The organism is uncultured Sunxiuqinia sp., assembly GCF_947495665.1.
GTDB lineage: Bacteria > Bacteroidota > Bacteroidia > Bacteroidales > Prolixibacteraceae > Sunxiuqinia > Sunxiuqinia rutila.
The window spans coordinates 24315-46757 of record NZ_CANLZV010000011.1 but is presented as its reverse complement, the minus strand read 5'-3'; the positions used below and the strand labels follow the sequence as shown (position 1 = coordinate 46757).

At 45.8% G+C, this 22443-nt stretch carries 15 protein-coding genes; 8 read left to right on the top strand and 7 right to left on the bottom strand.

All coding sequences use genetic code 11. The annotated features are described in order from the left end of the window. Nucleotides 1-18 precede the first annotated feature (18 nt). Nucleotides 19-1239 carry a pitrilysin family protein gene (locus Q1A18_RS13520; RefSeq protein WP_299581166.1) on the top strand — a complete coding sequence of 407 codons (1221 nt, stop codon included), beginning with the start codon at nucleotides 19-21 and terminating at the stop codon, nucleotides 1237-1239. Next, nucleotides 1239-1877, top strand: coding sequence for an O-methyltransferase (locus Q1A18_RS13515; RefSeq protein ID WP_299581163.1), 639 nt, complete (start codon nucleotides 1239-1241; stop codon nucleotides 1875-1877). Before Q1A18_RS13520 ends, Q1A18_RS13515 begins: the two co-directional genes overlap by 1 nt. 66 nt (nucleotides 1878-1943) lie before the next feature. On the opposite strand, the gene Q1A18_RS13510 is transcribed toward Q1A18_RS13515, so the two are convergent. Then, nucleotides 1944-3374, bottom strand: coding sequence for a monomeric [FeFe] hydrogenase (locus tag Q1A18_RS13510; protein WP_299581160.1), 1431 nt, complete (start codon nucleotides 3372-3374; stop codon nucleotides 1944-1946). 394 nt (nucleotides 3375-3768) lie between these two features. On the opposite strand from Q1A18_RS13510, the gene Q1A18_RS13505 reads away from it, so the two are divergent. The 6 genes from Q1A18_RS13505 to Q1A18_RS13480 all read left to right on the top strand — a co-directional run bounded on the left by Q1A18_RS13505 (nucleotide 3769) and on the right by Q1A18_RS13480 (nucleotide 15900). Beyond that, entirely contained in the window at nucleotides 3769-8388 is a 4620-nt protein-coding gene (locus Q1A18_RS13505) for a PEP/pyruvate-binding domain-containing protein (protein WP_299581157.1), read from the top strand. After that, a complete protein-coding gene (locus Q1A18_RS13500) occupies nucleotides 8385-9035 on the top strand; it encodes a response regulator transcription factor (protein WP_299581154.1) in 651 nt (216 codons plus the stop codon). Before Q1A18_RS13505 ends, Q1A18_RS13500 begins: the two co-directional genes overlap by 4 nt. A 195-nt stretch (nucleotides 9036-9230) precedes the next feature. Continuing rightward, nucleotides 9231-10583 carry an NADP-specific glutamate dehydrogenase gene (gene gdhA / locus Q1A18_RS13495; protein WP_299581151.1) on the top strand — a complete coding sequence of 451 codons (1353 nt, stop codon included), beginning with the start codon at nucleotides 9231-9233 and terminating at the stop codon, nucleotides 10581-10583. 280 nt (nucleotides 10584-10863) lie between these two features. Beyond that, complete coding sequence (locus Q1A18_RS13490) at nucleotides 10864-13380, top strand: prolyl oligopeptidase family serine peptidase (protein WP_299581148.1); 2517 nt, start codon at nucleotides 10864-10866, stop codon at nucleotides 13378-13380. A 348-nt stretch (nucleotides 13381-13728) separates the two neighbouring features. Beyond that, nucleotides 13729-15261 (top strand): 2,3-bisphosphoglycerate-independent phosphoglycerate mutase, encoded by a 1533-nt coding sequence (gene gpmI / locus Q1A18_RS13485; RefSeq protein ID WP_299581145.1) that lies wholly within the window; start codon nucleotides 13729-13731, stop codon nucleotides 15259-15261. 63 nt (nucleotides 15262-15324) lie between these two features. Then, the gene (locus tag Q1A18_RS13480) at nucleotides 15325-15900 is read left to right on the top strand and encodes a DUF3109 family protein (protein ID WP_299581142.1); all 576 of its coding nucleotides are present in this window, start codon (nucleotides 15325-15327) and stop codon (nucleotides 15898-15900) included. Between the two features lie 128 nt (nucleotides 15901-16028). Here Q1A18_RS13480 and Q1A18_RS13475 read toward each other — a convergent pair whose 3' ends face one another. From Q1A18_RS13475 to Q1A18_RS13450, 6 genes are all read right to left on the bottom strand, one after another. Then, on the bottom strand, nucleotides 16029-16385 hold the full coding sequence (locus Q1A18_RS13475) for a hypothetical protein (RefSeq protein ID WP_299581139.1): 357 nt from the start codon (nucleotides 16383-16385) through the stop codon (nucleotides 16029-16031). Between the two features lie 161 nt (nucleotides 16386-16546). After that, on the bottom strand, nucleotides 16547-17158 hold the full coding sequence (locus tag Q1A18_RS13470; protein ID WP_299581136.1) for a hypothetical protein: 612 nt from the start codon (nucleotides 17156-17158) through the stop codon (nucleotides 16547-16549). A 193-nt stretch (nucleotides 17159-17351) separates the two neighbouring features. Next, complete coding sequence (locus Q1A18_RS13465) at nucleotides 17352-18821, bottom strand: sialate O-acetylesterase (RefSeq protein ID WP_299581133.1); 1470 nt, start codon at nucleotides 18819-18821, stop codon at nucleotides 17352-17354. Nucleotides 18822-19314: 493 nt separating this feature from the next. Beyond that, nucleotides 19315-21204 carry a sulfatase-like hydrolase/transferase gene (locus Q1A18_RS13460; protein ID WP_299581130.1) on the bottom strand — a complete coding sequence of 630 codons (1890 nt, stop codon included), beginning with the start codon at nucleotides 21202-21204 and terminating at the stop codon, nucleotides 19315-19317. A gap of 32 nt (nucleotides 21205-21236) precedes the next feature. Beyond that, nucleotides 21237-21629, bottom strand: coding sequence for a VOC family protein (locus Q1A18_RS13455; protein ID WP_299581127.1), 393 nt, complete (start codon nucleotides 21627-21629; stop codon nucleotides 21237-21239). A 7-nt stretch (nucleotides 21630-21636) separates the two neighbouring features. Beyond that, nucleotides 21637-22293, bottom strand: coding sequence for an HD domain-containing protein (locus Q1A18_RS13450; RefSeq protein ID WP_299581124.1), 657 nt, complete (start codon nucleotides 22291-22293; stop codon nucleotides 21637-21639). Nucleotides 22294-22443: the final 150 nt, after the last annotated feature.

Genomic DNA, 22443 nt, shown 5'->3' with positions numbered 1-22443 from the left:
AGTCCAATTTAAGAGAACGTGAAAATCAATACACATATATTAAGCAATGGTATCCGGTTAATTCACCAGCAAGTGGAGTCGCCGGCAGCCCATTTCGGAATTATTATAAACACCGGATCAAGAGATGAATCTCCGGAAGAACAAGGAATTGCTCACTTTATTGAGCATGTTATCTTCAAAGGAACCAAAAAACGCAAGGCCTATCATATTATCAGCCGAATTGAAGATGTAGGTGGCGAGATTAATGCTTACACTTCCAAAGAAGAAACGGCTGTTTATGCCTCTTTTCTGAATGCCTATTATGACCGGAACATGGAGTTGATCAGTGATATATTGATTAACAGCACTTTCCCGGCAAAAGAGTTGGAGCGGGAAAAGGAAGTGGTTCTGGAGGAGATTAATTCGTATAAAGACAGCCCTTCGGAATTGATCTTTGATGATTTTGATGAGCTGATGTTTGATGGGCATCCCATCGCACGCAACATTCTGGGTACTCCGGAACATGTTCGATCCTTTACACGGGATGATATTTTTCGGTTCTTGCAGAATAACTACCATACCGACCAGATGGTGCTTAGCTCCGTGGGAAACATCTCGTTTGCCAAAATATTAAGCCTGGCCGAAAAGTATTTTGCCCCAATTCCAACGCGGCTTCGAACAACCAATCGCCTGCCTTTTAAGCATTATACGCCAGGTACACGACATGTTAAGCGCGATACTTTTCAAACACACTGTGTAATTGGAAATCTTGCTTACAGTGCGCAGGACAAAAAGCGCATGGGCATGGTGCTGCTCAACAATATTTTGGGAGGACAGTCCATGAATTCCCGCTTGAACCTGGCTTTGCGCGAACGCAACGGGATGGCTTATAATGTGGAGTCGGGCTATACTGCTTATTCCGACACCGGTCAGTTTAATGTTTATTTCGGAACCGAACACGACAACCTGGATCGGGCCCTGAACTTGGTGAATAAAGAGTTTCGTCTGCTTAAAAACAAGCCGCTGGGCATTTTGCAACTAAGCAAGGCCAAAAAACAGTTGATTGGTCAGATTGCTTTGTCGAGTGAAAATCGTGACGACCTGATGCTTACGTTGGGCAAAAGTTTTTTGCTTTACAATAAGGTCGATAGTTTGCCCCGGACTTACCAAAAAATTGAAGCAATTACCAGCAGTCAGCTGATGGAGATTGCCAATGAGATTTTTGATGAGCGGCAATTGAGCATTTTAACGTACGAATAATGGAACAAACAAACGAACTGGAGAAATATATCCTGGAGCATATTGATGAGGAAGATGTGGTACTACAGGAGTTGGAACGCGAAACTTTTTTGAAGGTGCTTCGCCCGCGTATGCTTTCGGGGCATGCCCAGGGAACCATTTTAACGATGATCAGTCAGATGGTTCGGCCCAATCGGATTCTTGAAATTGGCACGTATACCGGGTATTCGGCTATTTGCCTGGCAAAGGGCTTGGCCGAAGGTGGCCTGTTGCACACCATTGAGATAAATGATGAGCTTGAAACAATGGCTCGGACCTATTTTGAAAAAGCGGGTATTCAGGATCAGGTTTGTCAGCATATTGGCGATGCCTGTGCAATAATTCCACAGCTGGACGAGCAGTTTGAGCTGGTCTTTATTGATGGTGACAAGCGGGAATATGGCAGTTATTTTGACCTGGTGATTGACCGGGTGCCCTCAGGCGGAATTTTGATTGCTGATAATATTTTGTGGAGCGGCAAAGTGGTTGAAGCGGTAGATGAAAAGGATGAGCAAACGCTGGGAATTTTAGCCTTCAACCAAAAAATTAAAGATGATCCTCGGGTAAGTCAAACCATCCTGCCTTTTCGCGATGGGCTGATGCTGATTCGCAAAAAATAGAGCAAGCGGACTGTTAGCTCCTTGCTCTATTTTTTGTGGGTTTTTTTATCAGAAGAGGCTCCGAGCCTATGATAAGGCCCGGATTCCCTGAATGAAATTCTTTTTGGCTTTGGCCGATTTAACATTGGCTCCGGGCCCGCTGATACAGCCTCCTTCGCAAGCCATCACTTCGTAAAACTGGGCCGAGTTTTTTCCTTTTTCCAGCATTTTGATTTGACGCATAGCAGCCTTGTCAATGCCATCAATTTGCTCAAATGAGAATTTTTCTGCTTTTTTCTCCGCCAATACAGCATTCAGCACACCTCCACTTCGGGCAAACCCGCGCGACTCAACGGTGTATTTCTCCAGAGGGACAGCCTCCATTTTTTCAGGCTCAATGCCCATTCCTTCCATGATGGCATCCAGTTCTTCAAAGCTCAAAACAAAATCCACTGAGCCCAAATCACGCGCCTCTTTTCGTTTTGCCACACAGGGGCCAACAAAGACGAGTTGTGCATCGGGATATTGTTCGCGCAGTTCTTCGGCGGTGTAGGCCATTGGCGATGGGGTGTGCGACACATTGGGCTGTAATCCGGGGGCATGCTTGCGTACGGCTTCAACATACGAAGGGCAGCAGGAAGTGGTCATAAACGGCGCATTCTGCTCCAGTTTTTCCTTCAGTTCTTCGGCTTCGTGGCGGGCTGTTTTTTCAGCTCCACGAGCTACTTCAACCACTTCGGCAAAACCAATTTCCTTGATCGCGGCCAGCACTTTCCCGGGAGCTTCCTGGTATTGGGCTAAAATGGCCGGGGCAATCATGGCAATGACTTGCTTTTTTTGTTCAATATTTTTGAGAACATCTACCATGGCCGACAATTCGAAAATGGCTCCAAAAGGACAGGCCGTGATGCATTTCCCACAGTAGATGCATTTATTTTCATCGATCTTTTCAATTCCTTGCTCGTTCTTGCTGATGGCGCCCACGGGGCAGGCTTCCTCGCATGGAATGGGAATGTAAACAATGGCGTGGTAGGGACAGGCCTTTTGGCATAATCCACAGTTAATGCAGTCTTCCGCCTTAATCTCAGTTTGCCCTGAAGGGGTAAAGCGGATGGCATTTTTCGGGCAGTTCATCACGCACGGACTGGCAACACAGCCGCGACACAGGTTGGTCACCACATAGTTGGCTTGCACGCAAGAGGTACAGGCTTCGTCAACAACGGTTAAAATAGCGTTGGATAAACTGTCGCGTTGAAGGGCCTTTTCCGCATAGCTGTGCAAGGGCACCAGTTCGATATCGGCCTCAGGAACTTCAAACCCCAGTAGCGGAAGCATTTTGTAACGGGTAATGGCTCGTTCCTTGTAAATGCAGCAACGGCCACGGGCTTCTCGGTTTTTGGGATACAGCTCAACGGGCAAGCTGTCAATTTGGGTGCTTAGGTTACCTTCCTGAAATAGTCTGACCAGTCTGGCTATCAGCTCGTGCCGAATGATCATCACATTGTTTAGATATGCCATTTGTTGCCTTGTTTTTTCTGGCGGCAAATGTACGTATTTTTTATGCTGAATAACATGAAAAGCAATTATATATCCTCATTTAAAACGAAATTAACACAGTGTCAATATAGTGCTTGATTTTGGTTTGTCACGGCTAGGTTTTGACCCTGAGTTTGCCTGAGAATTTTAGACGCTTGTACTTGCTGGCGTTTTTAAGAATAGGTAAGCTGGAAAGCCCCGACGCTTCTACAGCTTCTTTTTTTATGCTCAAACCGGGCAAGAAAACATAAACAGAATCGGTTTCGGGTAGACAATCGCCGATGGTTACTTATATTTGTATTCTTGCAAAAGCATTAAAAAGCGATTGTCAAGCGTTTAATTTTAACTTTAAAGTTGACCCAGATACCGGCCAGTTATGAATAGAGAATCCAAAGGCGAGAAGCAAACGAATGAGCAGCATGCCCGATTAAGTCTTGAACAGAAGTTGCGTTTGAGTGCAATTGGTCAGGCTATTGTGAAGCAGATTGAGCAAAAGTCAAAGCTGTCTTCCTTATTGAAAAGCATGGCCAATGAGATTGTCAAAGGAGCGTCGCCGGAGGTAATTTCGGTTTCCATCACCTATGACAATCAGGAATACCTTAGTCGGGGGTTTAAGCATTCCACCATGGTGCTGCGCAGTTTGATTGAAACCTCGGAATTGCCGGAGGGGATCATTGAGATTTTTTTCAATACGGACTTAATTCAATCGGAGAATTTTGATGCGTACCTGGCTGTAAAGGAACAATTGCCCTACTGGCGCACAATCATTGGAGGGGCCATTGCCAATATTCGGCTTGAGGAGCTGAATCGCCTTCACAACGAACGACAAAAGGAACTGAGCGGGATTGATAAGGCTACGGAGATTTTAGCCAATAGCAATTCGCTGGGCACCGCGCTGTTGGCGCTTTGCGAATATCTCCCCAGCGCGTGTCAGCACCCCCAATATGCGCGGGCCCGAATTATTTATGCGGATCAGGTGTATACGAGCCCCCGGTTTAAAGATAGCCAGTGGAGCATCAGTCAGGCGTTTGAAACACCGAACAACAAACAAGGCACGATTGAGTTGTTCTATGTTCGGAAATTGGCGAGGACCGAAGGGAATCCTTTTCTTCCCGAAGAAGAACGCTTCTTGAAAAGCTTAAGTTCCTTGGTTTCGGGGGCGATTAGCAAATATGCCTTAGCTGCGCTGCTGGTTGAAAACCGGGAACGGTTGAAGGAATTGAAGGGCATCAACAAAACGGCTGAAATTTTGAAACGAAACCGTAAGTTGGAGGATAGTTTGTCTGAAATTTGTGCCTTGTTACCGGCTTCGTTTCAGTATCCTGAATCGACTGTAGTTCGAATTGAATACAGAGGGAAAAGCTATGAAAGTCTGGGGTTCAAGGAAACTCCCTGGAAAATCAAGCAGTTTTTTCAGACCGACACGAGTAAAAAGGGAAGCATTGAGGTTTTTTACACCCAAAAGTTTCCGGATTTGGATGAAGGCCCGTTTTTAAAGGAAGAACGCGAATTACTGAACAACCTGGCAGAATTGATTGCGGGAAGAGCCGTGAAAAATATGCTCAACCGGTTACAGCAAACAAATACCGAACGGTTAAAAGAGCTTCATGCCATTAACCAGACCTCGAAGATTTTTGAAGAAAGCAACAGTGTTTATGAAACGCTGCAGCGCATTTGCAATATTTTACCCCAGTCGTGGCAGTATCCCAAATACGCGGCTTGCCGGATCCGGTTTGAGCGCGACGAATACATCAGCCCAAACTTTGAAGAAACTCCTTGGGTACAGATGGATCAACTGCAAACCGTTGATAACAAAAAGGGAAGTATTGAAATTTTTTATCTGAAAGCCTTTCCTGAGGCTGATGAAGGCCCTTTTTTACGTGAAGAACGAAACCTGATTCGAAACATTTGCCAGATGGTAAATGGCTACCTGAATAGTTACAAAGGATTTGAGATAATCAGCAGTAAGGGCGTGGTGATTACCAATCCGCACCGGTCCGAGGAATTCCGGAAATCGTTGGTGCGCAATAAGAAACCGCTTCAGCTGTACTTCAACCAACAGTCGCTCGAGAAGTATGTGTATCTGGATATGATGAAGTACAAGGTGAAGCACATTCTGTTTGTGTCTACCTTGTATGATGCCTTTATGCTGGAAAGTGAGGACTCCTTTTTTGAGAAGTTCCTGGGCGAAATTTATCAGTACAGCCTTTTTTCGCTTCCCCGCATTACTGGGGTTTCTTCGGCCGAAGAAGCGCTTGAATTACTGGAAACCACCAATTTTGATTTGGTGATTCTGATGGCCGGTCTTGACCGGAAAGCACCCATTGAACTGAGCGAACAGATTCGCGAACAGCATAAAACAATACCGATTTACCTGTTGGTGAATAAAAAAAGTGATCTGAATTATTTTGAAAAGCTGCTTCCCACCATTGGATCGGTCGATCAGCTGTTTGTGTGGAATGGCGATTCGCTCATCTTGTTTGCCATTGTTAAATCGATTGAGGACCGGGTGAATGTGGAAAATGATACCCGCGTGGGCTTGGTTCGCGTGATCCTGGTCATTGAAGACTCACCACTTTACTATTCGAAATACTTACAATTTTTATACTCCATTATTTTTGATCAGGTACAGCAAATTCTGCCTGAAGTGGAGAAAAATGAGCTGGACAAAATCGGACGTATGCGTTCGCGACCCAAAGTCTTGTTGGCTAAGAATTACGAAGAAGCCACCGCGATTTTCAATAAGTACAAAGACTTTATTCTGTGCGTGATTAGTGACATGGAGTTTGAACGCGGCGGAAAAATTGATAAAAAAGCCGGAGTTGACTTCATTCAATATGCCAAGTCCAACATTCACAAGCTTCCGGTTATTTTACAATCGTCGGAAGTGAGTAACCGAAGGTATGCGAAAAAGTTGGATGTGAGTTTCCTGGATAAAAACTCCGAAACCTTATTGCAGGACTTGAAGCACTTTTTGAAAAATTACCTGGGGTTTGGCAATTTTGTTTTTCTCAATGCAAAAGACGAAAAGATTGCTGTTGCCCGCTCACTGCGCGAGTTTGAAACCATGCTTCAGAAAATCCCGGATGAGTCCTTCTACTTACATGCCTTGGAGAATAACTTTTCGCTGTGGCTGATGGCTCGTGGTGAAATTCAGCTGGCGAAAACCCTGAACCCGGTTCCGGTGAATTCCATGGAACACATCGATGAATCGCGTAAGTTTTTCCTGGAAACCATTACCCGCTACAAGGAAGAGAAAAAGAAAGGCCGCATCATGGGATTTGATGAGACGGCCACGCTTGATGAACGCAACATTGTTTCGTTTTGCAGTGGGTCGCTTGGAGGGAAAGGACGTGGTCTGGCCTTTATCAATGTGTTGATTTACAATTACGATTTCTCTGCTTTGGCTTCGCAAATCAATATTTCCACACCCATTACCGTAATTATCGGAACGACCGAGTTTCAGAATTTTATTAGTCGGAACAACCTGAGGTCAGTCATTTCAGACCCTGACATCAGCTACGAAGAGTTGCGAAAGCACTTTTATGAGGCAAACCTGTCGAGCTCGCTGATGCGTAAGTTGAAAATCTATGTCAACCAAATTGATAAACCGGTAGCTGTTCGCTCCAGCAGTACCTCTGAAGATTCGATTACTCATCCTTTCTCCGGAGTATTTGATACTTACATTATTCCGAATAGCAAGCAAAATAAGCGCAAGGTGGCCGAGCATTTGGCCAACGCCATCAAAATGGTTTATGCGTCGATTTATTCGGATGGAGCCCGAACTTACTTTGAGGCCATTCAGCACCGGGTGGAAGACGAGCAGATGGCTATTGTGCTGCAGGAAGTTGTTGGCGATTTCCATGGTGATCACTACTATCCTCATATCAGTGGTGTAGCCCAGTCTTTCAACTATTACCCGGTGGCCGACATGAAGCCTGAAGAAGGCTTTGCCGTAGCGGCTATTGGTCTGGGAACTTACGTGGTTAATGGCTGGAAATCGTACCGCTTTTCACCGGTTTACCCCAAGGTGTCGGTCTACAGCATTAAAGATTTGCTGAATAGCACGCAGGTGAAGTTTTATGCATTGAATTGTTCGAACCTGGATCTTGATTTGCTGAATAGAGGCGAATTGGCTGCGCTGGACCTGCTTGACATTGAAGAAGCTGAAAAACACGGCACCCTGAAACATTGTGTGTCGGTTTACAATGCGGATAACGATACGGTTGAGCCGGGGCTGGATACTTATGGCCCGCGTGTGGTCAACTTTGCCAATATTCTGCAGTACGAGTACATTCCGCTGGCCAAAACAATTGATGCTATTTTGCATGCGGTGGAAGAAGCCTTTGGTTCGCCGGTTGAGATTGAATATGCTGTTGATCTGACTCCCGGAAAACATGGGCGACCAACCTTTTACCTGTTGCAAATTAAACCGTTGCTGGCCAGTATCGAATCGCATAACTTCGATTTCAACGCTGTTGAACCGGAGAAAATGCTTTTGCGTTCGGGCATGAGCTTAGGAAATGGCGAAATCAATAAAATTACAGATGTGATTTTTGTGTCGCCTGAAAAGTTCAGCAAGTTGAAAACAGTGGAAATGGCTGCTGAAATTGAAGCACTGAATAACCAAATGGTGAAGGAGAAACGGAAGTATATTCTGATTGGTCCCGGAAGGTGGGGCACGCGCGATCAGTTTCTGGGAATTCCGGTTAACTGGGCACAAATCTCCAATGCCAAAGTGATTGTGGAAACCAGTCTTGAGAACTTCCCGCTTGACTCTTCGCTGGGTTCACATTTCTTCCACAATGTCACCTCGATGAACATCGGGTACTTCTCGGTCATTCACAATTCATCTACCGACATTATTCGGTGGGATGAGCTTCAAAAGCAACAGTTGATTGCAGAATCAACTTATTTTAAACATGTACGTTTTAGCAGCCCGTTGCGGGTTATTATGAATGGAAAAACAAAAACAGCAGCGATTATTAAAACATGATTAACATAGGAATTTACGATGAGCATCATCTGATGGGGCAGGGGTTGAAGCTGCTATTGGAGCAGGTGGATGATTTTGATGTTTTGTTTTGTGCCGACGGTAAGGAACAATTGATGAACCTGGTGCAAAATAAAAGTTTGAATATTTTGGTGTTAACCATTCACGATACCAGCGTTCGTACCATGAACCTGATTGTCCGTCTGTCCTTGTTGAACCCAAAAGCCAGGCTGCTGATTTTGGCTTTTGACAACAGTGAGGATATGATTGTGAAAATTGTCAAATCGAAAGCCAAAGGCATTTTGGGACGTGATGCTTCGCAAAAGGAACTTATTGAAGCCATTCGCACTTTACGCAATGGCTTTGATTATTTCAACCGCTCCATCAATCAAATGGTGCTCAATCAGTACATCGACAAGTTGGAGGCACCCGAGGAGAAGACCGAAGGCCTAAACAGCCTGAGTGAACGTCAAATTGAAGTCCTGAAACTTTGGGGGCGAAGTTACTCCAACCAGGAGATTGCCGATGAACTATGCATTAGCGTGCGGACGGTTGATGCGCACAAAAACCACATCATGCAAAAGCTACAGCTTAAAAGCACCGTTGAGCTGGTCAAATTCTCCATCAAGAACAACATCATCGAAATTTAAGCCAAACTCTTGCTGAAAAACAGGAGCTTGAACAGGGCTTTAGGTAAAATACCTAATCTGAATTCAAAATTCTTTGAATAATCCTTCCTGTGTTACTTTTGTAGCAGGCATTTCGCTGTACGCTGTCAAACTGCTACAAATAATCTAAGCGCAATGCCTTCGAGATATTGCAAGAAAACTTAAAAAAAGAATATTATGGCTGATTTGTTAAACGTAAAAGTTGATGACTTGATGGCAAAAGTAATTGCCAAAAATCCCAATGAATCTGAGTTTCACCAGGCAGTGCAGGAAGTGGCTGTTTCGTTGATGCCTTTCATTAACGAAAACCCAAAGTACTTGAAAAACAAAGTACTGGAGCGCATGGTTGAGCCTGAGCGTGTAATCATTTTCAGAGTACCTTGGATTGACGATAAAGGTGATGTTCAGGTGAATCGTGCATATCGCATTGAAATGAGCAGTGTGATTGGACCTTACAAAGGCGGAATTCGGTTCCACCCAACCGTTAATTTGGGTATCCTGAAGTTTTTGGCTTTCGAACAAGTTTTCAAAAACAGCTTGACAACATTGCCGATGGGTGGTGGAAAAGGTGGTTCTGACTTTGACCCCAAAGGAAAATCAGACAACGAAGTGATGCGTTTTTGTCAGAGCTTCATGACTGAATTGCAACGTCATATCGGACCAAATACCGACGTTCCTGCCGGTGACATTGGTGTTGGCGGAAGAGAAATTGGTTACATGTTTGGTCAGTACAAGCGTATTCGGAATGAATTTACCGGTGTTTTAACCGGAAAAGGAATTGAGTATTCAGGAAGTTTGATTCGTCCGGAAGCTACAGGTTACGGAACGGTTTACTTCTCACAGGAAATGCTTAAAACCAAAAATGATAGCCTGGCCGGAAAAACAGTGGTGATCTCTGGTTCGGGTAACGTGGCCCAGTTTGCCACAGAAAAAGCTATTGAATTAGGCGCTAAAGTGGTTACTTTATCCGATTCATCCGGTTTCATTTACGACAAAAACGGAATTGACCGTGAAAAACTGGATTACGTGATGCACTTGAAAAATATCCGCCGCGGACGGATTAAAGAATATGCTGAAAGATTTGATGCTGAATACTTCGAAGGTAAAACACCTTGGGGAATCACTTGTGATGTGGCCTTGCCTTGTGCTACTCAGAATGAATTGAACGAAGATGACGCCAAAACTTTGGTGAAAAACGGTTGTACTTTGGTTGCTGAAGGAGCCAACATGCCTTCAACCAATGAAGCGATTGATGTATTCCTGGAAGCTAAAATTCTGTATGCTCCCGGAAAAGCAGCGAATGCCGGAGGTGTTGCCGTATCTGGTTTGGAAATGACTCAGAACTCCATGCGTTTGCCATGGTCAAGAGAAGAAGTTGACGAGCGTTTGCAGCAAATTATGATCGATATTCACGCAACTTGTGTGAAGTATGGTCGCGAAGATGAAAACTACATCAACTATCCGAAGGGAGCAAACATTGGTGGCTTTATCAAAGTAGCCGATGCGATGATTGCCCAAGGCGTAGTTTAAGAACTTACTTTTTCCGGAAAGCTTTGCCTGAAGCAGCGCTTTATGAGCCGGAAAAATAATTCAGATAACCGTGCAGTTCAGCTTGACTGGTTTAACATCAGGGGCTTGGATTGTGCGGTTATCTTTTTTTGCAGAAATCGGAAGTGAGCAGGAAAGGCGGATTGGCGGGGCGAAAAACGTAATTTGCATAAAAATCAGCCTTTTTCTGCATGGGAGTCGCTATTTTTGGCAGCAGAGTTAACAACTGCCGGAATAACCGGTCAATACCAATAACCAACAAATGATGAAACAATTTGGATTTTTAGTGATTGTAATGATGCTTGTCCATTCGGTGTACGGACAGAACAAGCTTGCATTGAAAAGCTGGGAACTGACACGTGTTGAACAAGCGCATTTGCCTGCTTTTGCCGATGTCCCCAATGTGGATGGCAATAAGTTTGAAAAAAGTAATTTGCTCAAGCAGCTTCAACTATCTTTTGATCATACCGATTACCAATGGGAAACAGTTGCCGTTAGCGAGGATAGCTTAATTCAGCCGGCTACAGCTGGTGAGTTGCTGTTGCTTTCGGGCTATTTGTCGGTTGATCGCTGGACAAAAGGGGCATTAACGATTAGTCTGAATGCGGTGGCTGAAATATATGTGGATGGTGAACTTCAGAAAACACAGCAAGAAGCCAAACTGTCTGACAATAAAATGGACCTCAAGCTTGAAGCAGGTAAGCACCCGGTGATGCTGAAAGTAATTGTTCCGGAAGAATCACTGAAGTTGAACGCGGAGTTTGCAGCAGATGAGGAATTTGCAGAGGCTCAATCGGACTGGAGTTTAAGCGCTGACCGCTTTCTGACGATTCACGATGTGCTGGATGGAAAAGATGTTTCATCGGCATCGGTTTCTCCCTCTGGAAAATATGTTTTAATCAATTTCTCGGAAGTGGTAAAAGGCAGTGGAAAATCGAAATCGTGGAGTGAGGTGTACGACCTGGATCAACAGAAAAATGTGTTGGTTATGCGCAACGCTGGCATCTCCCAGCTTAAGTGGTTGCCCGTGTCTGATCGACTCAGTTATATTCTTCGTTTTGATGATAAAACAGAGCTGTTTGTTTACGATTTGCTTGATGGAACAGAACAATCTATTGCCCGCGAGATAGAATACTTTTCCGGGTACAGTTGGGCTAAAACGGAAGAGCTTGTCATTTTTAGCCGCTCGCATAAAGCGGATAAGCCTGGCGACCTCAAACGAATTTTTGGAAACGATGATCGCTTGCCTTATTTTCGCACCCGTTCAAGCCTGAATAAGATTGATGTAGCTACCGGAATAATCGTTCCACTGACAGCCGGAAACCTCACTTCCAGCTTGCAGGATATTCACCCGGACGGAACAAAAATCCTGTTTTCAACCCGAAAAATGGATTATTCGGAAGTGCCCTTTTCCAAGCAAAACTTGTATGAAATGGATTTGGAAAGCCTGGCCCTGGATACCATCTGGAAAGATAAATTGTACGGTGGCTCGTGTCAGTATTCGCCTGATGGCAAGTACCTACTGGTGCAGGGGGGACCGGAATGCTTTGGCGATTTGGGCGTAAATGTAAGCGCTGGCCGGATTCCAAACAGCTACGATTCGCAGCTGTTTTTGTACAACCTACAGTCCGGCGAGGTCGATCCAATTAGCCGGGAGTTTGACCCGGCTGTTGCCGGAGCCCATTGGGCGGGCAATGATCGGATTTATATCTCGGCCGTGGAAAAAAGCTACAAGTTTTTGTATGCTTATGACGTGTCGGAGAAAGCCTATCGGAAGATTGACTTGCCGGTAGATGTGCTGGGAACAATTGATTATGCGCATCAAAAGCCGGTGGCGGTGTTTACCGGAAGCAGCCAGACGACCCCCGAGCAGCTGTACGCACTGAATTTGAAAAAGGCATCCAGCGAGTTGCTTCATTTTCCTAAAGAAAAGCAGTTGGCAAATGTTCAGTTTGGAAAAACAACCGATTGGAACTTCACCAACCAAAATGGAACAACCATTTACGGACGTGTTTACTATCCGCCCAACTACGAGAAGGGGAAAAAGTATCCGGTTATTGTTAACTTCTACGGAGGCACATCGCCAACCAGCCGAACTTTTGGCGGACGCTATCCGAAAAATATTTGGGCGGCAGCCGGCTACCTGGTTTATGTGATGCAGCCTAGTGGTGCCACCGGATTTGGGCAGGACTTTTCAGCCCTGCATGTGAATGGCTGGGGCTTCGATGCCATTGATGACATCATTGAAGGAACTGAAAAATTTCTGGCGGATCACCCGGATGCTGACAGCGAAAATGTGGGCTGTATTGGCGCTTCCTATGGTGGGTTTACCACGATGTTGCTGCAAACACGCACTTCGTTGTTTAAAACGGCTATTTCGCATGCCGGAATAAGCTCCATCACCAGCTACTGGGGCGAAGGTTACTGGGGCTATTCCTACAATGCCGGAGCTGCCAAAAACAGCTACCCTTGGAGTCGGAAGGATATTTTTGTGGAAAACAGCCCGCTTTACAACGCCGACAAGTTCAACAATTCCATTTTGTTGCTTCACGGAACGGCCGACACCAATGTGCCGGTGGGCGAGAGCTTGCAGTATTATGCGGCCCTTAAATTACTGGGAAAAGATGTGGAAATGGTTTTGGTTGATGGAGAAGATCACTGGATCATTGATTATCAAAAGCGATTGAAGTGGCACCAGACCATCATGTCCTGGTTCGACATGAAACTGAAAGAGCAGCCACAGCAATGGAACGACCTGTATCCTGAAAAGAATTTGTAAGCGAGGACTTGAAAATAATCGTTGAAGGCGGTGAAAGACAGTTGAAAGCAATTGTTTTTCACCGCCTTCTGTTTTTGAGAATATGGTGTTGCTCTATTTTCAGAAAGGATTAAGAGCGACTACCGGGGGCACAAGCCTAGTCTGCTCCCAGTTTGATAAGCCTTAGGTGATAAATCGAGAAAATTCGGGGCAACGCAAGCCGCTCTTTAGAGGCTTGATTGTAAATTGATTCGCCAGATCAAGGAATCATTAAATTTGATTTATAGAAGCTTGACTGATTTTCAAACCCGCTTAAAAAAGAATACTTTTGTGCCGCAAATAGTTAATTATTTAAAACGATTATAAATTATGGCTGACGTACAAAAAACCTTGTTAATGATTTTGGATGGCTGGGGAATCGGCGATGGTTCTAAAAGTGATATTATCGCAACTGCTCCAACTCCTTTCATGGATTCTTTGTTGAAGGAGTATCCAAACTCGCAATTGCTGACTTCCGGAGAAAATGTAGGATTGCCCGATGGACAAATGGGAAACTCTGAAGTTGGTCACTTGAATATTGGTGCCGGACGGGTCTTGTACCAGGACATGGTGAAAATCACCAAAGCAATTAAAGATAAATCGATGTGGGAAAACCCACAGCTGGTTAAAGCCTATAATTACGCCAAAGACAACAATAAAAAAGTACACCTGATTGGTTTGGTTGGACCTGGAGGTGTACACGCATTAAGTTCACACATGGTTGCCCTGTGCCAAATGGCAACCGACATGGGCCTGGAAGATGTATTTGTACACGGATTGACTGATGGTCGTGATACCGATCCTCGTTCTGGCTATGGTTTCTTAGAAACTGATTTGGAAGCCTTGAAAGGAACAAACGGTAAATTTGCTTCTATCATTGGCCGTTACTACGGAATGGACCGTGATAAAAACTACGATCGTTTGAAGTTGGCATACGACCTGTACACGCAAGGTAAAGGTGAAAAATCAACCGATCTTTTAGCTTCCATTAAAGCTTCTTACGATGCCGGAGTAACCGATGAATTCATCAAGCCGATCTGCATGGTGAAAGAAGATGGCAGCCCGGTTGGAGTGATTGAAGAAGGTGATGTGGTTATCTGCTACAACTTCCGTACTGACCGTCTGCGTCAAACAACCATCGCTTTCACACAGGAAGATCTTCCGGAGTTTGGCATGCACACCATGAACTTGGAGTGGTATACCATGACTTCTTACAAGGCAGACTTCAAAGACGTCAATGTGATCTTCGAAAAGGAAAACCCAACCAACACGATGGGAGAGATTGTGTCGAATGCAGGACTGAAGCAAATTCGTATTGCTGAAACGGAGAAATACGCACACGTAACGTTCTTTTTCAGCGGTGGCCGCGAAGATGAGTTTGAAGGCGAAAGCCGGATTCTGATTCCTTCTCCGAAAGTTCCTACTTATGACCACCAGCCTGAAATGTCGGCACCTAAAGTGAAAGACGCGATTGTTCCTGAATTGCTAAAAGGTGAAGTGGACTTTGTATGTTTGAACTTTGCCAATGGCGACATGGTGGGACATACCGGCGACTACGAAGCCATTTCAAAAGCGGTAACTGCCGTTGATGCCTGCGCGAAAGAAGTGGTTGAAGCAGCCCGTTCAAAGGGTTACAATGTGCTGATTATTGCTGACCACGGAAATGCGGACAATGCGGTGAATGCTGATGGATCAGCCAATACGGCTCACTCGTTGAATCCAGTGCCTTGTATTTATGTAAGCGATGACAAAAACCTGACCATCAGCGATGGTATTTTGGCCGACGTAGCGCCTACCTTGCTTTCAGAAATGGGCTTGGAAATTCCAAAGGAAATGACCGGTAAAGTTTTGATTAAACGATAGTTTTTTAGATATCTTTGAGCCCTCCTAAGCTGTTGTTGGGAGGGCTTTTTATTTATTCTAGGTATGTTGGAAATTGGTAAAACCATTGTGAGTTTGGATGTTGTAGAGGAGCATTTCCTCTGCGATTTGTTTAAATGTAAAGGGGCTTGTTGTGTCGAAGGCGATTCGGGCGCACCCTTAACCCAGGAGGAAGCCGTTAAGCTGGACGAAATTTATCCAATTGTGGAGCCTTACATGACGGAGGAAGGAAAGGCTGTGGTGGCGAGTCAGGGAACCAGCGTGGTGGACTCGGATGACGATGTGGTTACCCCTTTGGTGAATAACCGCGAATGTGCTTTTACGTTTAAAGATGAGCATGGCATTGTGAAATGCGCCATTGAAAAAGCCTTCCTGGAGGGGAAAGTTGATTTCCGCAAACCGGTATCCTGTCATCTGTTTCCTGTTCGCATTACCGAATACGAGCGCTTTGATGCTGTAAACTACCAGGAACTTCGTATTTGCAAGCCGGCCCGGGAGTGTGGCGCAGGCCAAAAGCTGCCACTCTATCAATTTTTGAAAGAGCCACTAATCCGAAAATACGGCAAGGACTGGTATGAACAATTGGCTTTTGCAGCCGAACAAAAACCGTGGGAAAAATAAACTTACACGTTTTTACAAGATATTCTTTCATGGGTTTTCTGCTAGTCAGAAAACCCATTTTTTATTGTTGGGTGACTGAAGAATGCCCAGCTGGATAGGATTTGTAATCCAGCCTGGTTTTAGTAATCTCAATTGGCATTCGCAGACTTGAATCTCAATAATTGTCTAATCGACCAGATCCCCAAAATCAATGTTAAAATCATTCCTGTTATCGAAACAAGGTTAATGGTCTTAAGTCGTTTTAATGCAAGTTCATTTTGAACGACAGAAGAGTCATTGATCGAATGCTTTTCCGTAAGCTCTTTCATCTCTTCAAGAAAGGCAATAGCTTCGGATAAGCTCGCTTGACTTTTTGTTTTGTCAGGGGTTTCTACCTCTACATTCTGGCCTAAATAATTATAGCTGTATTTAAAATAATACCCAGTTCCGAATCCAAGGATTGCAATGACAAAGATTACAATTACCCAGTTTCTGCTTTTCATCATATCGGTGTCAATTTAGTTGGTTTATTTATGTGGTTAACGGTTACCTGCAAGTTGCCCTTGCTGATTTCCAAGAGTAGCTAAAGATATAAAATTATTTGGCTTGACTGGTTTTAGGGAGGGGAGTCAATCAGCTGAGCAGGGGACTTCCGCCTGCAGAACAATTAACTCAAAATAGTCATAATGGTGACAAAGATGGTCCAAATACTAATGCCATTGATAAAAAGCAGCTCTGTTGCTCCGTTGATGCCACTTTTCAGAAAAGACAGGGCCGTAGCCAAAACGACAAAGCCAATGACAATCAGGCCCGATAAGCCCAGGAACTGCTTGTATTCGAGAATGGCAAGCTGGTAGGTGACAATGAGAGCGGGGATGGATAAAAAGACGATAACGGCGAGCAGGTTGTGAAAGAAGCGTTGCAAAGCCGGCGTAAAATTGTCGAGGCTGTAGGGCTTTAGGTTGTGCGGTACAAAGGCCAGCAGGGTTAATGAGGCCACACAAATATCGATGTATTGCATCAGCTTTTCGTGCTCTCCAAGGTCGTAAAACTCGGAGAGAAGCCAGAAGAAGGTGTACAAAAGAATGGAAGACGCAAACAGGAGGCGTTTATAGCCTTTCGCATATTGCGTGCCGTACAGGCTTTTGTTACTCAGGAAACTCAGGGTTTGCGTGTTTAAATCAATTTTGATGTGTTGAATGGCTTTCCGAACTGCGCCAGGCAAAATGCCGGCAAATAAAAATCCAATGAGCAAGATTCCCAGCTTGATCCAAAACATATTGCTTTCAGTTATCGGGTAACACAATTCCCCCTGTTTGGGGTGAAGATGATTAGGTGCAATTAAAATACAAGTTTTTTTTAGTCCCGGAAAGCCGGAGCGATTTCCTTTGCAGGAAAAATGGAAGAGAACGATTAAAGACCACTGGATGCCGCTTATTTTCAAAGCATCCAATGGTCTTCAATTGCTCGAATTAGTTCGATGATTCTTGCACCTTGGCTCTGGTGGCATCGTTCCAGTTATCGGTACGGAATGAAGAGGCCGGGAGCATATTGGTGTCGAACAGGGTTCCAACAAGCCAGTTGCTCCAGCCGTAACGGACTTCAACCGGGTTCGGAACCTGGTTGCTCGATACGAGCACGTTTTTTCGGCTTGCAATTTTAGCCTGGGCTGGGTAGAACACTTTATCAGGCCCGGCAATTTCAAAGCCCTGCAAGTGGTTGGGCGTAAACAGCCCCATTTCGGCATGCTTAAAGTGAAGCAGCAGGCCACCATCTTTTTCTTCCTTTGAGTCGAAAACCGGCCCGTTACAGTCGACCGTTTCAAACCCATAAGTTTGGTTTAAGGCGAAGTAGAGCAAGCGCTCGGCCACTTCTCTCTTTTTCGGAGGATGAATGCTGTACTCCTTCCCAATATCGAGGGTGACAGCCATGCCTGAGTTGGGAATCAAGTCGGCACATTTTAATTGAGATTCGCGCAAGAAGGCCGTGTTTTTAGGGGCGTTAAATACCTCGTGATCGTTGTACCAATACGGGGCAATTTGAACGTAGTAGAAGGGGAAATCACTAATTCCCCATCGGGTACGCCAGTCTTTCACCATAACCGGGAATAGCTGGGTGTAAGTATCTGGTTCATCCCGGTTGGATTCGCCTTGGTACCATAAAGCCCCTTTAATGGTGTAAGGAATCAAGGGGTGAATCATCGCGTTGTACAAAGCTGTAGGAATACGGTTGGTCGTTTTGCTGATATCGACCTCATCCAAGTCAACTTGCTGGTAGTCGCTCATGGCTTCTTTGCTGATCCAGGCCTGAACGGAGCTGCCTCCCCATGAGGTATGGATCATGCCCACCGGAACATTCAAAATTTCCTGAAGTTGTTGTCCGAAGAAATAAGCAATGGCGCTGAAGTCGCGGACATTGCCTGCATGGGCTTGTTCCCATCCGGTGTATTCCTCAAGGTCAGCGAGAGGACTTTTTGAGCCTTTACGAGTGGCTGTAAACAAGCGTAAGTTGGGATTTGCTGCGTGGGCAATGGCCTTGTTTGCCTCAAAGGTTGGTTCACCGGGATAACCGTTGAGAGACTGTTGCATGTTCGACTGTCCTGAGCAGAGCCAAACCTCCCCAAAAACAACATTGTCGAGCGTGATGTTGGTATCGGAACTACTTATTCGGATGACTTGCGGCTCGGTCGAGTTGTTCGTTTTTACTTCAACCTGCCAGTTGCCTTGCTTATCGGCTGTTACTTGCAGCGGCGTAGCTAGCCAGCTTGCATTGATGTTTAGCTGTTGGCTGGCATCAGCCCAGCCCCACAAAACGACGGTTGTATTGCGCTGCAACACCATGTTCGACGATACAATAGCCGGAAGTTTTACCTTGGCCATTGCTCCATGAAAAAACAGCACAGCGAACAGCACTGTTAGCGTTAGTTGGGTTATTCTTTTCATTGTTTAGTGATTGTTAGAGTTTGTATTTGAGGCGTTAAGTTCACATATAAAATGGAATGAGACAAAATATTAACGGAAATAAATTGATTATTTTGATCTAGTCTTCTTGAACTGCGTATTCCGACCAACTATGTCTGGTTGATTCGCTCATTCCTTTGTTCCTATTCTGACCGATTCCTGTTTATTGCTGACTCCTATTAGGTCGTTGACGCAGTTTATAATGAACACTACCACTTCCGCCTTGTGCCAGTCCGGATTGCGCCAAGACCACCCGGAAGTGGAGCAGGACCTGTCGGAAGTGGGACAGTACCGTCTGGAAATGTGACTGTACCAGTCGGAAATGGGACAGTACCGTCTGGAAATGGGACAGTACCGCCCGGAAATGCAATCAACCCGTATGGAAAAGCGACCGAACCATTGGGAAATGGCACACAACCCGGTTTTTCTCATTTCCGGCTGGGGTCTTGGGAGTTCGGCACGGTGCCATGCCAATTTATTTGGCGCTATTCAAGGTCAAATTGCTTCGGTCCACCTGGTTTTTATCAAGCAGCCATTCCACCACGCGCAAATCGTACCGGTCAGGGCTTTTATCGTCTTCAAATTTCCGAACCATTTGAAAGAGGGCTTCCTGAATGGTTGACGTGAATTCATGGGTGTAGTCAATGACGTTGAGGGCATGGGTTCGGGCAAACGGGCTGGGATGCTTTAGTGCAGCCAGCAGTGTTGTCAGGGCTTTTTCTTTTTCACCCAAGTAGTAAAGGGCTTCAGCGGCAATAATGGAAACACTTACTGATGAGTCATCCAACACCTGTTCCAGCTTGGGTTGGGCTTCCCGGGCATCTGCCCTCAGAATTAACAGCCCGGTAGCTGCCCAGTACCGGACGCTTTCATTTTCATGATCGAGCAGCTGAACCAGTTGCGGCAGCTTGTCTTTTCGGCCTAAGGTGGCCAGTTCTGCGGCATCGATGATTGCCTTTAAGGGAATCTGATTGGTCCGGAGAAGATCGTAAACGGATTGCCCGTCGGCAAGTAGTTGGCGCTCGGCTTCCGGGATAAAGCCACTGTCGTAAATCTGGCTTACCCAGTCCTTATTAGCTTTTCGCAGGCGTTCCAGTGTTTCTGAGTAGTTCGGATCATTGGCCAGGTTGTGCACTTCCCAAGGGTCTTTTTCGGTGTCGTACAACTCTTCAACCGGCTTGGGTTCCCAAAAAGCGGATTGTGCCGGATTGCATTGGCCCTTTAAATAAGCTTGTTCCCAGGAGGGCATCGAAGGCGCTTTCCAAAGATAATTGATGTGTTGCCCATAAATGCGGTAGGGCATGTAGTTGCGGATGTAGCGAAACTGCTGATCGCGCACGGCACGACTCATGTCGTAGCGCTCGTCCATGCGCCCCCGAAACATATAGGCATACTCCGGATCGGCTGTTTTTTGTTTTCCCAGAAAAGCTTTTCCCTGCATGTACTCCGGAATTGGAATGCCGGCAATGCTTAGCAGCGTTGGAGCCAAATCCACAAAACTGATGAGCCGGTCGATCTTTGCTCCGGGCTTTTTAGCCGGAAATAAGTGTTTGTACCGCTCCGGAATTCGAATGATAAAGGGGACGTGCGTGCCCGATTCGTAGACAAAACGCTTGCTTCGGCCCAAAACTCCACCGTGGTCGCCAAAGTAAAAAACGATGGTGTTTTCAGCCAGCCCGGCTTCATCCAATGCCTGAAGTTGTTTTCCCACCCAGGCATCCATGTCTTCAACTTTGTCGTAATACTGGGCCCAGTCATGACGCATTTCCGGGGTGTCCGGATGGTAGGACGGCAGCTTCACTTCATCGGGCTGGTGCCTCAGTTGCTCCGTAGGAATGGTTTTATGGATGCTGCTCTCGTGGCTGATGTTGGTGTTGAAAACGGCAAAAAACGGCTGACCATTTTCGCGGTTCTTGTAGTGCGCCTCGCGGCTGCTTTCATCCCATATGTCGTGGAGCTGGCCGGCAGCCATGTTGTAATCTTCCTTGTGGTTGTTGGTGCAGTAATACCCTTTTTCGCGGAGAAATTGCGGAAGGAAATGAATGAGCTCAGACTTTGGGTAGTAGCTGCGCATGTGCTGGTGCCCTCCCGAGTTGGCGTAAACTCCCGTGATGATTGTGTTGCGTGCCGGGGCACATACGGGCGCGTTGGCATAGGCATGGGTGTAGAGAAAGCCTTCCGATGCCAGTTGATCCAAATTAGGCGTGGTGGCAAATTCATCGCCATAGCAGCCGGCAAAGGGGCTGTTGTCCTCACTGGTCAGCCAGAGTATATTGGGAAGCTCGTCGGGTTGTTGATCGGCACAGGACGTTGCTGCCAGGCCTGTAAGCATGGTGAATCCAAGGAATAATGGTGTGGTTTTCATGGTTGGTTTGTTGGTTTAAGGTTGGTGTTGGTTCAGGCTATCAGCTCTATTCGGTTGCCTTCCGGATCAAGAACAACCGATTCGTAAAAGCCATCGCCTGTGGTGCGGGGCTCGCCGAGTATTGGGAAGCCATCTTGCCGGAGCTGCTCGGTGAGTTCGTCTACTTTTTGTTTGGAGCCAAGCTCAATGGCAAAATGGGTCAGTCCGCAGAATTGCTTTCGGGGATCATTTTTAGATTTTGGAATCCCCGGCATTTGCATCAACTCCATGGAGCAATCACCTCCGAAGGTGATGAAATAGGACTGGAAATCGCGCGAGTGATTAAAGTAGGCGTCGTTTGAACTGGCATCAAAGTAGTGGATATAAAAATTCCGCATTCCTTCCAAATTCATTGTCCAGATAGCAATGTGTGAAATTTTCATCATACAATATTTAGAGGGTTAATGGTTGTTCGTGGTTGTTCCACTCCCGGAAAAACTGTTCCAGGTAATGTTCCATAAACTGATGCCGCTGCCGGGCCAGCTTTTGGCCGGTGGCGGTATTGATTCGATCTTTCAGCAACAGCAGCTTTTCGTAAAAATGATTGATGGTGGGGCCTGTGGATTGTTGATAGGCGTCAAACGAATCGTGGAGCACCGGTTGTTCCTCCGGATCGTAAATCAAACGGTTTTTATGGCCGCCGTAAGCAAAGGTGCGTGCAATACCGATGGCTCCCATGGCATCCAGCCGGTCAGCATCCTGAACCACCCGGGCTTCCAGTGAATCGGGGGTGGTGTCTACGCCAGCTCCTTTAAACGACACTTGATCGATTACCTGCTGAATGGTTTGCTGATCGTTGGGTGGAATGCCCAGCTGCTCCATCCATTTCCGGGCTTTTGCCTCGTTGGGTTGGCTTAATTTCCAGTCGTCCAGGTCATGCAGCAGAGCGGCCATTTCAACAATAAACACACTGGCCCCTTCCCGGCGGGCAATCCATTGGGCCAACTGCCATACCCGGTGAATGTGCCACCAGTCATGCCCCGAACCTTCGTGGCTAAATTCTTGCTGAATGTAGCGGGCTGTTTTTTCTATCAGGTGTTCTTTTTTCATAGCTCGATCAAAGCTACGTATTTCTTTGGAGAAGTTGTTGGTTGAAGCGCTTGAATTCTGCGTGTAATGCACTGGTTTAAGGCAGTTATGAGAAAGTGATGCAAAGCATCGGCTTATTTTTTCATTTCTACAACATATATTTCCTGAGGC

What these genes read in the sequence shown, in the direction of transcription:
- Q1A18_RS13515 (WP_299581163.1), top strand. Translation starts at nt 1,239, where the DNA reads ATGGAACAAACAAACGAACTGGAGAAATATATCCTGGAGCATATTGAT.
- Q1A18_RS13510 (WP_299581160.1), bottom strand. Translation starts at nt 3,374, where the DNA reads ATGGCATATCTAAACAATGTGATGATCATTCGGCACGAGCTGATAGCC.
- Q1A18_RS13505 (WP_299581157.1), top strand. Translation starts at nt 3,769, where the DNA reads ATGAATAGAGAATCCAAAGGCGAGAAGCAAACGAATGAGCAGCATGCC.
- Q1A18_RS13500 (WP_299581154.1), top strand. Translation starts at nt 8,385, where the DNA reads ATGATTAACATAGGAATTTACGATGAGCATCATCTGATGGGGCAGGGG.
- gdhA (WP_299581151.1), top strand. Translation starts at nt 9,231, where the DNA reads ATGGCTGATTTGTTAAACGTAAAAGTTGATGACTTGATGGCAAAAGTA.
- Q1A18_RS13490 (WP_299581148.1), top strand. Translation starts at nt 10,864, where the DNA reads ATGATGAAACAATTTGGATTTTTAGTGATTGTAATGATGCTTGTCCAT.
- gpmI (WP_299581145.1), top strand. Translation starts at nt 13,729, where the DNA reads ATGGCTGACGTACAAAAAACCTTGTTAATGATTTTGGATGGCTGGGGA.
- Q1A18_RS13480 (WP_299581142.1), top strand. Translation starts at nt 15,325, where the DNA reads ATGTTGGAAATTGGTAAAACCATTGTGAGTTTGGATGTTGTAGAGGAG.
- Q1A18_RS13475 (WP_299581139.1), bottom strand. Translation starts at nt 16,385, where the DNA reads ATGATGAAAAGCAGAAACTGGGTAATTGTAATCTTTGTCATTGCAATC.
- Q1A18_RS13470 (WP_299581136.1), bottom strand. Translation starts at nt 17,158, where the DNA reads ATGTTTTGGATCAAGCTGGGAATCTTGCTCATTGGATTTTTATTTGCC.
- Q1A18_RS13465 (WP_299581133.1), bottom strand. Translation starts at nt 18,821, where the DNA reads ATGAAAAGAATAACCCAACTAACGCTAACAGTGCTGTTCGCTGTGCTG.
- Q1A18_RS13460 (WP_299581130.1), bottom strand. Translation starts at nt 21,204, where the DNA reads ATGAAAACCACACCATTATTCCTTGGATTCACCATGCTTACAGGCCTG.
- Q1A18_RS13455 (WP_299581127.1), bottom strand. Translation starts at nt 21,629, where the DNA reads ATGATGAAAATTTCACACATTGCTATCTGGACAATGAATTTGGAAGGA.
- Q1A18_RS13450 (WP_299581124.1), bottom strand. Translation starts at nt 22,293, where the DNA reads ATGAAAAAAGAACACCTGATAGAAAAAACAGCCCGCTACATTCAGCAA.